Consider the following 13,413-nt stretch of genomic DNA (forward strand, 5'->3'; position numbering starts at 1 on the left):
AACGACGGCCGGTATGACTACCAATACCTAACGTCAGGGAGTGGGGAGCACCTCAACAGCAGCCTGTGTTTCATACAGCAAGCATGCGACATTGTGCTGCGGGCCTAATTGATACAATTTAGGGATCTTTTCGCGACATTTCTGAAAAGCTTGCGGACAACGCGTATGGAACACGCAGCCGCTGGGCGGATTTAGCGGACTGGGGATTTCCCCCTGCAATGGCTCGTCGTCAGAAAAGACCAGATCCGGATCGGCAATGGGCGAGCTTTTCCAAAGCGCCTGGGTATAGGGATGCTTTCCGCCCTGAACAATGGCTTCACGCGGTGCATATTCCATCAAGCGCCCCAGGTAAAGCACCAACACGCGATTGCAAACGGCTTGTACCATCGGTAAATCGTGCGAGATAAAAATGATCGAGAGATTAAATTCCTTTTGCAGATCGAGCAGCAGATTGATGATTTGCGCTTTAACCGAGGCATCCAGCGCTGCTACAGCTTCATCGGCAATAATGACCTTTGGCTTGAGCGCCAATGCGCGCGCGATCACGACGCGTTGCTTTTGGCCACCGGACAACTCATGCGGGTAGCGATGCAGCACACTTGCCGGCAAACCGACGATATCCAGCAAACGTAAAATTTCCTGAGCTTGCTCTAGCTTGCTGCCGCGCTGATGCAGGACAAATGGTTCGCGTAAGCTCTGCTCTATCGTCAAGCGACTGTTCAGGCTGGCATTTGGGTCCTGAAACACCATCTGTACGTCACAGCATAATTGCTTGAGTTCAGCTCCCCGATAATCCTGAAGCAATTTTCCTTGATATCTGATCGCCCCGGTGGTCGGCTTCAGAAGCCGCATACCCAACTTTCCCAATGTTGATTTACCACTACCGGATTCGCCAACAATACCCAAAATTTCACCCGGCTTGAGAGTGAAAGAAACTTCTTGCACGGCATGCAACGAACGTACTTTTCCAAACATGCCGGTTTTGGTAGAAAACTGAATACCAACATTTTCAAAGGAGAGAATACTGTCGGTGATTTGGGGGTTGTTCGCGTTCAGGCTAACATTTACATTCATGGCTGATCCCCAAAATGGCAACGGACCAGATGACCGTCAAGATCCATTAAAGGTGGATTAGTCGCCTTGCAAAGGTCAGTTGCCTGATTACATCGATTCGCAAACCGACAACCAACCGGCTCTCCAAATACAGGTTCCACCTGTCCGGGAATGCCGTAAAGACGTCCTTCCACATTGGGATTCGGGATCGATGCGAGCAGGCCTTTGGTATAAGGATGTCGTGGACGCTTAAACAACGTTCGAGTCGTGGTTTGCTCGACTAACTGGCCCGCATACATCACTGCCACACGGTCAGCAATTTGCGCAACGACGCCCATATCATGGGTAATAAAAAGAACACCCATTCCTACTTCGCGCTGCAACTTGCGTATCAAACGTAAAATCTGAGCCTGGATGGTGACATCCAGCGCCGTGGTTGGCTCATCTGCAATCAACACCGCGGGCTTGCAAGCAAGCGCAATCGAAATCATCACCCGCTGCCGCATGCCACCAGAGATTTGATGTGGATACTGTCTGGCGCGTGTCTCCGGATCGGAGATGCCGACCAGGGTCAACAACGATAACGCACGATCACGCGCTTCTTCTTTTGAGCTATGCCCGTGTGTCACCATGACTTCGGCGATTTGGTCCCCGATCCGATGTAGAGGGTTTAGCGAGGTCATCGGTTCCTGAAAAATCATTGCCACTCGATTTCCCCGAACCCGTTGCATGTCACCCGCGGAAAGAGACAACAGATCGACCGGATTATCCTGTTGATCTTTAAGCCATACCTGGCCAGCAATTCCGACCTGTCCACTCAATAAACGCATGAGCGAAAATGACGTCACCGATTTACCGCAACCGGATTCACCGACAATCGCCAGCGTTTCTCCGCGTCGTAATTGAAAATTTAAATCGTTGACGGCATTAACTAAGCCAGCCGGCGTCCGGAAGGTCGTCGTTAGCCCTTTTACATCGAGGATTACATTAGAACCAAGCATATTCTTCACCTATTTCTTATGCCACTCGTCATGCTAGTCAGCTAGCACCACGTCGCCAAAAATTTTTCAAAATGCTTGGCTCCGCAGTGAATGGTGAACCACGCTATCGTGCGTTATAGCAGTCCGGCGGTGACTAATATAGCGCGTATTTTTTCAATCGCTGCATCAGGCAATACGCGATTCGGACGACTCATATGACGGTTTTCGATCAGGCCCATCAAATGCAACGCTGTCTTAAATCCTCCCACGCCCGATGCGTTTGGACTGGTATACGGCACGCCGTGGAAGACAATAGCGAACAGGGCAATCAGACGATGTTGTTCGGCGCGCGCAGTTTCCCAATCCCCGGCTTTCGCGGCGTTATACAGACGCACGTAACCGGCCGGATCAACATTACCCAGCCCGGGCACATTACCGTGTGCGCCGCCCAGAAGAGCATAATCAACTAGCGTTTCGGAACCGGTCAGAATGGCAAAATCCGGCTGATCGGCAAAGTCGCGCATCAGCATACGCATATTGCCATCATCGCCACTACTGTCTTTTACCGCGCATATAATCTTGCGCTCATATAGTTCACGAATGGTTTCCCGCGCCAGTTTGAGTTGCACACAGACCGGAATATCGTAGGCAATGATAGGAAGATCCACTGCGTCTTTGATGTAAGAAAAATGATCGACCGTTTCAGCTTGACTGGTACGGGTATAAAACTGTGCTGTCACAACGAGACCATCGACGCCCAGTTCTTTCGCCTGGCGCGCGTACTCAATCGTGCGATCGGTCGTTGGATCAATGACCCCGGCGACCAGAGGCACACGACCTCCGGCCTCCGCTACTGCAACTTCCATGACATCGGCGCGTTGTTGCGCATTCAAAAAAATCACTTCACTGGTCGAACCCAGCAAAAACAGGCCATGCACGCCACCATCCAGCAAATGACGAATAACGCGCCGCAAGCTAGGTTTATCGACCTTATAATCATGGGTCAGGGGCGTAACAACCGGGGGGATAATTCCGTGCAATTTCAACGTAGACATTGTGTTCATTCCTTCATAGTTTTAGGGTCAAAAGCCTGGCGTAACCCGTCGCCAATAAAATTTGCAGAAAGAGCGGTAATGACAATAAGCGCACCTGATGGCAACCAGATCCAGGGGTATTGCTGAAGAATGGATGCTTCGCGTGCGATGCTGAGTAAACTCCCCCAGCTTGCATCGGGCAATTGCACACCAAGACCCAAGAAGCTCAATCCGGCCTCGGCCATAATGGCGCTAACAAATCCAAGAGATGAAAACACCACCAGTACATCTGTGGTGTTCGGTAAACAGTGTTTGAATAAGATATAACCGTGTCCTGCCCCCAGCGTTTTGGCGGCAGCAACAAACTCCATCTCACGCACACTCAATATGCGTGCTCGCACCAGACGGCACACCAGCGGCCAGGAAAGCAGGCCGATAATCATGATGGTTTTACCAGTACCTGACCCAATCACGGCAGACAACGTCATCAATACGATAATGGTTGGAAATGTCATGACGATATCGACAAAGCGCATAATCAGATTGTCCAGCCAGCCGCCGAAATAACCGGCAACTCCTCCCAGAACCGTGCCGATGACGACCGCGAGAACAACACTACACGCACCAACTAACATTGAAATCTGCCCTGCGGCCATAGTGCGTGCCAGCATGTCTCTGCCAGTCTGGTCCGTGCCAAGCCAATGCAGGTGCGAAGGCGCTTGCAGCGAGGAACTCAAATCAATCGCGTTCGGATTAAATTGAAATAACCAGTGTGAAAAAAGGCAGATAACGGTTATCAGTAGAAACACGCACACACCCAGCATGGCAATCCTATTGGCACGAAACTTCTGCCATTTGCTCGCTCTCAGATTGTTACCACTCATGTCGTCACTCTTGATTTAATAAAAAATTTATGGGCCGTAAAAAAAAATGGCGCTTCCAACGCACGGACAATGAGCATTTATTTGAGCGTTATCCGAGGGTCTATCCATGAATAGATAATGTCGGTAATAATGTTGATGGCTAATATTGCTAGCGCCATGAATAATGCGATGCCCATAATCAACGGATAGTCGCGGCTTTCAATGCCGTCCAGAAACAGCATCCCCATACCGGGCCAGGAAAACACGACCTCTACAAAGACTGCACCGCCAATCAGTGCACCAAAATTCGCAGCAATCACCGTAACAATTGGAATGAGCGTGTTCGGCAGTGCATGTCGCACCATCACTTGATACGGCGATAATCCTTTTGCAGTCGCAGTGCGCACATAATCTTGCGTCATTACCTCTAGTAAGCCCGATCTGGTATAGCGCATCAGGATCGCAACGAATTGCACCGCGAGTACGATCGATGGCAACACCAGATGATGCAGAATGTCGATCCAGCTACCGTCGCCGGGAATGGAATATCCTCCCGCAGGAAACCATCCCAATTTCAGTGAAAAAATATACATCCCCGCAATCCCAACCAGAAAGGCCGGACAACTAATCGCCAGATAGGCGAGCACAGACAGAATATAATCAGTCTTTTTATTGTAATGTCGCGCCGAAACGATACCAGCCAATATGCCAAGCAACGAACCCAGGGTTAGTCCGGAAAACGTCAGCATGAACGTTGCCGGGATACGGCTCGCGATCGCTTCCGTTACTTTTTGTCCGTCTTTATACCGATACCCTAAATCGCCCTGGGCGACTTTTTTAATCCAGACAAAAAACCGTACAGGCATGGGAGCATCAAGTCCCAAATCGTGTCGCAAGATGTCTTTTTGTTCGCTCGTTAGTGATTGCGTGGGAGGCACAAAAGCGTCCACAGGGTCTCCGGGGGCCATGTTAATCATCACAAAAATTGCGATTAATATGGCAAATAGTGTCGGAACATTCACCAGAATCCGACCAAACAAATATTTCAGCATGTGTTATCCCGACGCTCGCCTAAGGGTGCGTAATTTATTTCAGGTTAATGACGACAAATTAAGGATTAAAGATTAATGCAGAGACCAATTTTCCGGAAAGTCCTGATATCGTCCGCCGCTCGGTGCTGGCGTCCAGATGACATTTTTGGCATTCTTGGCGACACCACCGAAACGGTTGGTCATCCATAACGGAATCCACGGCAATTTTGCATTGGTTAGCCGACAGACGTTTTTATAAATTTTCGTACGCTTGACATCGTCTGCTTCTATTTGACCAGCCTTAAACAAGCGATCTAATTCCGGCAGATTTACCCGCATTCGGTTCGCACCTTTTGGTGGCGCGTCGGTTGATGCCATCAATGGCGCCAGTACGCTGGGATCCGGGCCATTTCCACCGCCGGCAAATACCATACTGAATTTACCTGACTCAACCATTTGCGAAAATGTTGCCACGTCAACGAACCGCGGTCGGATGTTAATCCCTATATCGCCTAACATTGCCTGTAAAGAAGACACGACATCTTTGGATACTTGATCGCCATAATAAGTTAGCAACTCAATCGGTAAATCATGATTCAGTTTATGCCACCCGGCATCTGTCAGAAGTTGCTTTGCCACCGTCACATTCATCGCATATGGATTGATATCGGCTGGTACAAATTTGGGTAGCGATAACACGCAATTACTTAGCGTTGCTTCGTTACCGTAGATATATTTGATGATGGCGTTACGATCAATGGCCAGCAAAATGGCCTGACGAACTCGCACATCTTTGAAGCGTGGATCGTTATTATTAACCCCAATGTAATTCAGCACATTCGATGGGCCGGCAATCACATTGAATACACTATTGTTCCGACTCTGTTTAACTTGATCCAGCGTCAAATAAGTGTGCTGGATTTCTCCAGCTTGTAAAGCAATTGATGCCGAACTTCCATCTTTGAAATAGCGATTGATTAGCTTATTGAGCTTTGGACGACCGCGATAAAAGTTTTTGTTTGCGTCTAGCTCAACGTATTGATCGGGTAAATACGCATGCCATTTAAAAGGGCCTGTGCCAATCGGCTGCTTCCACCAATCAGAATTGCGCAGCTCTTTAACCGACATTTTTCCAAGCAAATGTTCAGGAACAATCATGATGCTGGTAAATGCATCCGGCAAAGAAGCATCCAGCGTATCTAGCGTTAACACCACGGTGCTATCGTCCGGCGTTTGAATGTCGGTGACATGATTCAACCGCGCAGAAAAGCTACTTGCCATGTCAGGGTTTTTGATTAAATCAAACGTGAATTTAACGTCTTTTGCCGTAAACGGAGCACCATCGTGCCACTTCACTCCTTTACGTAATTTGATTATCATGCTTTTTCCATCGGCAGAAAAAGCCCAGCTCTGCGCTAAGTCACCATTGATTTTTTCAAGCGCGGCATCGTATAACGTTAGCGTACTAAAATATTTATTGTAAAAACTAAATCCGGCGCTGGCAGTTAAAGGATTGAATTTTTGGGCATTACCACTGGGGCCCACATCAAAAGCGCCAACAAATATCTTCTCTGCTGCTATCCCCGTACCGCTGCCAGCTAGCAGCATTAGTGCAGTCAACAACATCAGAAGTTTTTTATTGAGTTTCAACATGCATACCCCGGAATATCGGTCAGATTGTTTTCTAAAAAAGTAAAAAAATTCTATAAACTATTCGTCCATCTTTACTTCAGCTTCCAGCTCAACACTAAGGTCTTCCGGATAGCTATCAACAATCGATTGGAAATGCTCGCGATGCGCGGATAACACGCCAAAAACATCTTTCTTTTCAAGCATATTGACAACGCGCAAATGATCTTTGGCGGTTGCTTCCAGCGCCCAATGGTCCACGGAGCGAGCGGATTGATTCATCTCATTAAAGACTTTCCAAAATAAATCAATCAATGACAGAAGAAAATCGTTCTTTAAGCAGCTATACATTTCGGCATGAAAGTCGCGATCCTCTTGCTCAAATGTCTGCTTATCCAATGCTTTGCTCAACATGCGTTCACCTAATGCCCTCAAGCGCTGAATACTCTCGGGGCTGATACGCTCGACTACTGCGGGTATCGCGCCCAGCTCAAGGTATTTGCGAACGTGCAAAAGCTTTTTAACATTCTCGTCGCCCTCATTCATTGAGTACGGCAAATTTTCCACAATTGAATCAAAGGAAAATTCTTTAACAAAAATCCCTTCTCCGTGCCGTGACTCTACGATACCAAGCGACTCCAGTGATTTAACCGCCTCCCGTAGTGAAGGACGACTGACTCCCAGATTTTTGGCAAGCTGCGCCTCAGGGGGCAAACAATCACCGAATTTCAAATTATTAATTTTGATGAATTTCTTGATTTCAATTTGCACTTGGCGATATGCCGGAACTTTAGTTGTCACTTGAATCTCTCCGAAAAAAGTCTGGAACGGTGGACGGTGCCGCTTCGTCAGGATGCGCCAGGAACAAAGTGTCCAGACAAGGGACCCCATCCTGCGTATCACCGCCGACAAACAACAGCCCCGCTGCAACTTGAAATGACAGCCCATGTGCGCGTGCAACGGGCAATCTGCCAACCATTATCCAGACATCATCCCGAAAAACATATATTTCATTACGCCAGGTTTTTAACAAACCCGAATGAGCGTAAAACTTTCCCGCATCGTAACGGCGCCGTGCGCCCGGAAAATTGGTGCCGCCTGCCAACATTGGATATCCACCCCAGCAGCCAGAAAATGCAGCGGCAACACCTTCTTGCGGCGCAATCTCACTTATGAGCGGTAAATGCGCCTCATCAAGCCATTTCACACGACCATCGGCAAATATCGCACGTTTCACAGAATCCGATCTCAATCCAGGCTTGACTTCGCCACTCAACAAATAAATGTTTCCCTGATGCTGAATCACACTACTGCCGCAATTCGGCGAATGGTCCACTGCGCCGAGGTTTTTCCACGCCAGAGTTAGCACGTTAAGTTGCCAGACGCTCCCGTTCCATGCATAGTCCTGCACCGGCCTTGCCATAAACACCTCTAACGCCTGCGACTGTTGCGAAGGAGCAAGCGCCGTATACCTTGCAAAAAATGCATTAAATTGCGTGGCGTTATAACCGCCAAAGAACAAAATATGCCTATCGTCTACACACATTGCAGACGCTCCCAACAAACCGATAGGTAAATGTGTCGACAGGCAGGTCCAGCTATCCGATAACGGGTTGTAGCAATGGACAACATCAAATTGCGCCAAACTAGCCGATGCATTAGTGCGCCCGGCACCGCCAAACACATAAATCTTTCCATCCACGACTGCAGACACTGCCCCACACGGCACGGCTGCCGGGAAGTCTGCCAGACGCTGCCATGATTTCGGCATCAGCTGCGTATCCAGTCCAAACCACGCATTGCCAACTGTGCCCAAACCGGCATAAAGCACAGTCCCTACCTGCGCGCCTACAGCCTCCCTCAAAATCATTGGAAAGGACGGCCACACAACGTTTTCATTCAGATCCTGATCACACACTATTTTTATGCCCATCGTTAAGACGCTCTTTGACATTACGCCCAAGTTTGTTAGGGGCGCTGATCTTGAATCGGTCCGCCTAGATCGAAGTATTGCACCTCGGTGGTAAGATGTCAAACATCTAAATTAGCTTAATCCACTGAATCTAATGCCACTGACCTGGCTAAAACAACTGCCGGAAAAAGGCGTTATTATCCCAAAGTCATATTAAGTCATTGATTAATATAAATAAAATTTCTCCGGCTCATGCCGCATAGGCTAAAAAAATGACATCTGAATCATAATGACCCCAAAAAATTTACTGAAAAAAAATGCATCCTATGCGGGAAAAATCGATATTCCCATCACTTCCCAACCCCGCCTACCCATTCCAGACAAATAATCTCTCATTTTTCCGTAAAGTGATCTTACTTCTAATTTAAATTCACAAATAAAAATTAAAAACATCAAAATATCGATTTAGTAAAAAAAGTCTATTTTTGTCTAGATATCTTCAAAAAAATTAAAAAAACCATCTAAAACAACACAGATACTTAAAAAACGCTTGCATGAGCTTTTTTTCGAATGTTAATATTCAACCGGAAGTTAGATGTCAGATATCTACCAGTATATTCCTAAGAAAAACTACTGACTCGTCATAAGCGGTACGGGGTTTAAGAAAATTCTTACTCAATGCTTTTGTCTGAGAGTTATTTTCGGAATCGGTGCTGCGATGGGCCCTTGGGTCTCGCGCATCCTCTTGTGTTCCGAAACCAGGCAATCGCAGAGTTAGACACAAACGGCTGAAATCAAAGACGATGACCTAATTTGAAATAGGTCAATGATTGAAAAGAGTTTCGGCATTTCCCCTCTCCATAATCTTACAATTCATACGACATGAAAATAAATAAAATTGTAGTCCTGGCGACACTTGCTGCAGCGACGGGACTCGCTACAGCACAATCCACCGTCACGTTCTCCGGACGCGTTGACGGAGGATTTGCGTATCTGAATCAGGTGCAAACATCTACTGGTGGAACGGCATCGCGGTTTGGGACGCAAAATGGCGACTGGGGCGTCGGGATGATAAATGTCACTGGCGCAGACAACCTGGGGGGAGGAAACAAGGCCATTTTCGTTATCTCTGACGCGGTCAAAATCATGACGGGAATGGGGGGTGCTTCTTTTCGAAAATCGTTTGTGGGCCTTTCAAGCAACGACCTCGGGACGATAAAACTTGGCCGCGATCTTTTCATCAGCAATGGCGTCACTATGATCGACCCTTTTGTGCAGGAATTGTTTGGCTCCGCTTCACTTGTGCGCGGCCGCAACTGGCAGCAAACGAATAGCAACATCACCTACCTGAGCCCATCCTATAGTGGCTTTGACGTCGCCGTCCAAAATTCGCTTCCCGGCCAGACGGCTAATTTTAATGCAGGCACTCCGGGCGGATTCGGTAGAACCGATGGCATCCAGTTAACCTATCAATCGGCGCTGTTCGACGTTCGTGCTATTTATGACGAAATGCGGGATAGCAACGGTCAGTTCAGTAATGTATTTACGTCCTCTAAAGAGTTAGTAATCGGGGGCAATCTGCGCATTCAAAAATTTATAATTCAAGGTGCCGTAACCCGAATGGTAGCGCCAGATACGCCGACTGGGCTTGCTAAGACGGCAAATCATTACTGGCTTGGATTTAATTACGGCATGACGCCAGCGCTGTTATTGACAGCGGGGGTCTATCGTATCGATGTCGGCCGGGGCAATGCAAATGCGACACATGACGGCCAAGGTCACGCCACGATGTTTGAATTGGGCGGCACATACAACCTGTCCAAACGCACCTTTCTGTACGCAAACGTTGGTTACGTGAAAAATGGTTCAAATGCCACCTTCTCGTTAGAACCGAATAACCCGGGTCTGAACAATAACAATCTGGACAATCCCCTCCCCGGCCACGCGCAAGCCGGCTCTTACGTCGGTATTAATCAATCGTTCTAACAAAAAGGAGGCGAAGTAAAAGAAAAGACCACCGCACGTAAACCTAAGTGCTTGGTTAAAATTGGAAATATTGGTGGAAAGTGCAAGTTTCGAACTTGCGACCCTCGCAGTGTGAGTGCGATGCTCTACCCCTGAGCTAACCTTCCTTTTGAGAATCGATCTGTCGATGCCGTTAAATACACGTCAAAATGGCTTTTGACCAGCGCCGAAGAACCAAATTATCGCACAAGTTATAGCGCGACGACAAGCGCCGCCTTGCGCTGAAAACCTGCATTATTGGCGCTTGGCCTCTAATACGCCCTTAACTTCGCGTATGATCGTTAAGGCTTTTTGCAGTTGCGCAGTGGAGGCAATCTCGGCGGTAAAAGCCATTCTCGCGTGGGCTTTAGCACTTTGGGTACTGACACCGATGACATTAATTTTCTCGCGCAGAAAAATTTCCGAAATATCACGGAGCAGACCTTGCCGGTCACTAGCGAGGATAAAAATATCAACTGGATATACCGTTTCAACGGTGGGCGCACCCCAGGTCGTTTGAATGACACGTTCCGGGGCTTTGGTGCGCATTTCTGCAAAATTTTTGCAAGTTTCCCGATGAATCGAGACGCCTTTACCGCGTGTGACAAAGCCGATGATCGGGTCTGGGGGAGCTGGTTTGCAACACTTGGCCAATTGTGTCATTAACCCGTCGGTACCAACCACCAAGACGCCAGTTTTCCCACCGTGCTCGACGCTAGAAGCGCGACTCTTACGGGTAATTGCCGCCTCTTCCTGATGTATGTCACTGGCCGCGGGTTTGGCGATCTCCTCTTCACGCAGCCCTTGCTCGACGTGACGTAGACTAAACTCGTCCTTACCCAGCGCAAGCAGTAATTCCTCAAGCTTGGGAAAGCCCAGCTTGCGCGCCAGCTCTTCCAGATTAACCGCGGTCTTCCCTTCGCGTTGCAATGTTTTATCAAGCAACGCTCGTCCGGTGGAGAGCGTTTCTTGCTGTTCAATGGCGTTGAACCACGCCCGGACCTTGGAGCGGGTGCGGGTGCTGGTTGCATAACCGGGGGTCAACCAATCGCGCGACGGACCGGCCGTTCCTGCACCACTTTTAGCGGTAATGATTTCAACCGTCTGGCCGTTTTTGAGCACTGTGTTCAATGGCACCATTACGCCATCAACGCGAGCACCACGGCAATGGTGCCCAACGTCGGTATGCAAATGATAAGCGAAGTCGATTGGGGTGGCACCGTTTGGCAATTCAATGACCCGTGCCTGCGGCGTGAGGATATAAATATGCTCGTCGAGCGTGGCGGACTTTAATTTTTCCAGCCATTCACGGCGACTGTCTTCATGCTCGACGACGGCATCCGCGACTTCGCTTTTCCAGGCCAGTAATTGCCGCAGCCAGGCAATTTTCTCATCATATTTTTGCGCTGAAAAATTCGAGCCACCGGCCTCCTTATAACGCCAATGCGCAGCGACGCCATATTCAGCAAAGTGATGCATATCATTGGTGCGAATCTGCACCTCCAATGCGCGCTCATCCTCAGCCATTACAACGGTGTGCAGCGATTGATAACCATTTTGCTTCGGGCGTGAAATATAGTCGTCGAACTCTTTCGAAATCGGTACCCAAATATTGTGAACGATGCCCAATACCGTGTAGCAGGTCTTGACATCCTCGACAATAACGCGAAACGCTCGGACATCGTATAGCTCAGAAAAATCGAGCTCCTTGCCGCGCATTTTGTTCCAGATACTAAAAATATGCTTAGGTCTACCGGAGACTTCCGCTTTAATCCCGGCGGCGGCCAACTCATTCCGCAACCGCGTAATGGCGACCTCCACAAAACCTTCCCGCTCAATGCGTCGCTCTTCCAGCATCTTGGCGATGCGCTTGTATGTCGCCGGATCGATGAAACGAAACGACAGGTCTTCGAGCTCCCACTTTAATTGCCAGATACCGAGTCGATTAGCCAGCGGAGCGTACAAATCCAGCGTTTCACGCGCATATTGACTAGTCAGCTCAGTTTCCAATTTTTGCTCGGCAAAAAACCGCAGCCCGACTAACCGTGAAGCCAATCGCACCAACACCACGCGCATGTCACTCGCCATCGCTAACAGCATTTTGCGCAACGTCTCCACTTGGGTAGCTGCCTGCTGCGCCGCGTTTTTCCCCCGCATGACTTCTTGAGGTAACGCAAAGGTGAAACCATGGAGTCGCATCAACTGTCGAATTCCAACTACCAATTCCGTAATTTCTTTGCCAAACCGCGGTTCAATCATCGCCAGATTAGCAGGATCAAATAACGGCAGCTCAAATAGCAGCCCAGCGATGCGCGTCTCAACATCAGTGTTGAGCAAAGCCAATACCTTAGCGACACTTTGCGAAAATTCGAGCGCAGTTTGACCGGTCGCAACCATCTTGCCCTCATACCATGGCTCCACAAACGCCAACGCGTCGAGGACGCGAGCGCTATCTTCGGCACTTAATCCGGTACAAAGCTGCACTTGGGCGGCATTCTGAGTTGAGGCAATCGCGACCATTACTTTTACTTTTTACTTTTGTGCTGCAACGATAACAATTTCGACCAATATTTCGGGTCGGGCCAATTTGGCTTCCACGGTGGCACGCGGCGGGGAATTACCTGTCGCTACCCACTCATCCCATGCCGTATTCATACCGGAGAAATCCTTGATGTCAGCCAGATAAATCTGACACGAAAGAATGTGCTCCTTATCGCTACCAGCCTCGGCCAGCAAACGATCAATGTGACCCAGCGTTTCGCGAGTTTGTGCTTCTATATTTTGACTAACGTCTTCTGCCAATTGACCGGCAAGATAAATAGTCCCGTTATGGATAGCCACTTCTGACAATCTTTTTCCTACATGTAAACGCGTGACACTCATGGATTCTCCTTGACGCTAAAAATT

11 protein-coding genes and 1 tRNA gene are annotated in these 13,413 nt (G+C 48.6%); 1 reads left to right on the top strand and 11 read right to left on the bottom strand.

Annotated features, from left to right (window positions below; all coding sequences use genetic code 11):
• Positions 1–33: 33 nt before the first annotated feature.
• The 8 genes from JQN73_RS01790 to JQN73_RS01825 form a co-directional block, all read right to left on the bottom strand.
• Complete coding sequence (locus JQN73_RS01790; RefSeq protein ID WP_240162392.1) at positions 34–1,074, bottom strand: ABC transporter ATP-binding protein; 1,041 nt, start codon at positions 1,072–1,074, stop codon at positions 34–36.
• Positions 1,071–2,054 carry an ABC transporter ATP-binding protein gene (locus JQN73_RS01795; protein ID WP_205321383.1) on the bottom strand — a complete coding sequence of 328 codons (984 nt, stop codon included), beginning with the start codon at positions 2,052–2,054 and terminating at the stop codon, positions 1,071–1,073. Before JQN73_RS01795 ends, JQN73_RS01790 begins: the two co-directional genes overlap by 4 nt.
• A gap of 113 nt (positions 2,055–2,167) precedes the next feature.
• A complete protein-coding gene (locus tag JQN73_RS01800) occupies positions 2,168–3,088 on the bottom strand; it encodes a dihydrodipicolinate synthase family protein (RefSeq protein ID WP_205321384.1) in 921 nt (306 codons plus the stop codon).
• A 5-nt stretch (positions 3,089–3,093) separates the two neighbouring features.
• On the bottom strand, positions 3,094–3,951 hold the full coding sequence (locus tag JQN73_RS01805; protein WP_205321385.1) for an ABC transporter permease: 858 nt from the start codon (positions 3,949–3,951) through the stop codon (positions 3,094–3,096).
• 77 nt (positions 3,952–4,028) lie between these two features.
• Entirely contained in the window at positions 4,029–4,982 is a 954-nt protein-coding gene (locus JQN73_RS01810) for an ABC transporter permease (protein WP_205321386.1), read from the bottom strand.
• A 72-nt stretch (positions 4,983–5,054) separates the two neighbouring features.
• A complete protein-coding gene (locus tag JQN73_RS01815; RefSeq protein WP_205321387.1) occupies positions 5,055–6,614 on the bottom strand; it encodes an ABC transporter substrate-binding protein in 1,560 nt (519 codons plus the stop codon).
• 57 nt (positions 6,615–6,671) lie between these two features.
• Positions 6,672–7,391, bottom strand: a complete 720-nt coding sequence (locus JQN73_RS01820) for a FadR/GntR family transcriptional regulator (protein ID WP_205321388.1) — start codon at positions 7,389–7,391, stop codon at positions 6,672–6,674.
• Positions 7,381–8,523: a YjhT family mutarotase gene (locus JQN73_RS01825; RefSeq protein ID WP_205321389.1), complete on the bottom strand. Its 1,143-nt coding sequence runs from the start codon at positions 8,521–8,523 to the stop codon at positions 7,381–7,383. The genes JQN73_RS01820 and JQN73_RS01825 overlap by 11 nt, the downstream gene beginning before the upstream one ends.
• 861 nt (positions 8,524–9,384) lie before the next feature.
• On the opposite strand from JQN73_RS01825, the gene JQN73_RS01830 reads away from it, so the two are divergent.
• The gene (locus tag JQN73_RS01830) at positions 9,385–10,488 is read left to right on the top strand and encodes a porin (RefSeq protein ID WP_205321390.1); all 1,104 of its coding nucleotides are present in this window, start codon (positions 9,385–9,387) and stop codon (positions 10,486–10,488) included.
• Positions 10,489–10,559: 71 nt separating this feature from the next.
• Here JQN73_RS01830 and JQN73_RS01835 read toward each other — a convergent pair.
• The 3 genes from JQN73_RS01835 to JQN73_RS01845 form a co-directional block, all read right to left on the bottom strand.
• Positions 10,560–10,634, bottom strand: a tRNA-Val gene (locus JQN73_RS01835).
• Positions 10,635–10,761: 127 nt separating this feature from the next.
• Positions 10,762–13,026, bottom strand: coding sequence for a bifunctional (p)ppGpp synthetase/guanosine-3',5'-bis(diphosphate) 3'-pyrophosphohydrolase (locus JQN73_RS01840; protein ID WP_205321393.1), 2,265 nt, complete (start codon positions 13,024–13,026; stop codon positions 10,762–10,764).
• Between the two features lie 12 nt (positions 13,027–13,038).
• Positions 13,039–13,389, bottom strand: coding sequence for a RidA family protein (locus JQN73_RS01845; RefSeq protein ID WP_205321395.1), 351 nt, complete (start codon positions 13,387–13,389; stop codon positions 13,039–13,041).
• Positions 13,390–13,413 lie beyond the last annotated feature (24 nt).

The sequence above is a fragment of the Glaciimonas sp. PAMC28666 genome (genome assembly GCF_016917355.1).
Taxonomy (GTDB): Bacteria; Pseudomonadota; Gammaproteobacteria; order Burkholderiales; family Burkholderiaceae_D; genus Glaciimonas.

Bases quoted from the DNA above. Each gene is read 5' to 3' on its own strand.
- JQN73_RS01840 (WP_205321393.1), bottom strand. From the start codon at position 13,026: ATGGTCGCGATTGCCTCAACTCAGAATGCCGCCCAAGTGCAGCTTTGT.
- JQN73_RS01805 (WP_205321385.1), bottom strand. From the start codon at position 3,951: ATGAGTGGTAACAATCTGAGAGCGAGCAAATGGCAGAAGTTTCGTGCC.
- JQN73_RS01825 (WP_205321389.1), bottom strand. From the start codon at position 8,523: ATGGGCATAAAAATAGTGTGTGATCAGGATCTGAATGAAAACGTTGTG.
- JQN73_RS01790 (WP_240162392.1), bottom strand. From the start codon at position 1,074: ATGAATGTAAATGTTAGCCTGAACGCGAACAACCCCCAAATCACCGAC.
- JQN73_RS01815 (WP_205321387.1), bottom strand. From the start codon at position 6,614: ATGTTGAAACTCAATAAAAAACTTCTGATGTTGTTGACTGCACTAATG.
- JQN73_RS01830 (WP_205321390.1), top strand. From the start codon at position 9,385: ATGAAAATAAATAAAATTGTAGTCCTGGCGACACTTGCTGCAGCGACG.
- JQN73_RS01810 (WP_205321386.1), bottom strand. From the start codon at position 4,982: ATGCTGAAATATTTGTTTGGTCGGATTCTGGTGAATGTTCCGACACTA.
- JQN73_RS01845 (WP_205321395.1), bottom strand. From the start codon at position 13,389: ATGAGTGTCACGCGTTTACATGTAGGAAAAAGATTGTCAGAAGTGGCT.
- JQN73_RS01800 (WP_205321384.1), bottom strand. From the start codon at position 3,088: ATGTCTACGTTGAAATTGCACGGAATTATCCCCCCGGTTGTTACGCCC.
- JQN73_RS01795 (WP_205321383.1), bottom strand. From the start codon at position 2,054: ATGCTTGGTTCTAATGTAATCCTCGATGTAAAAGGGCTAACGACGACC.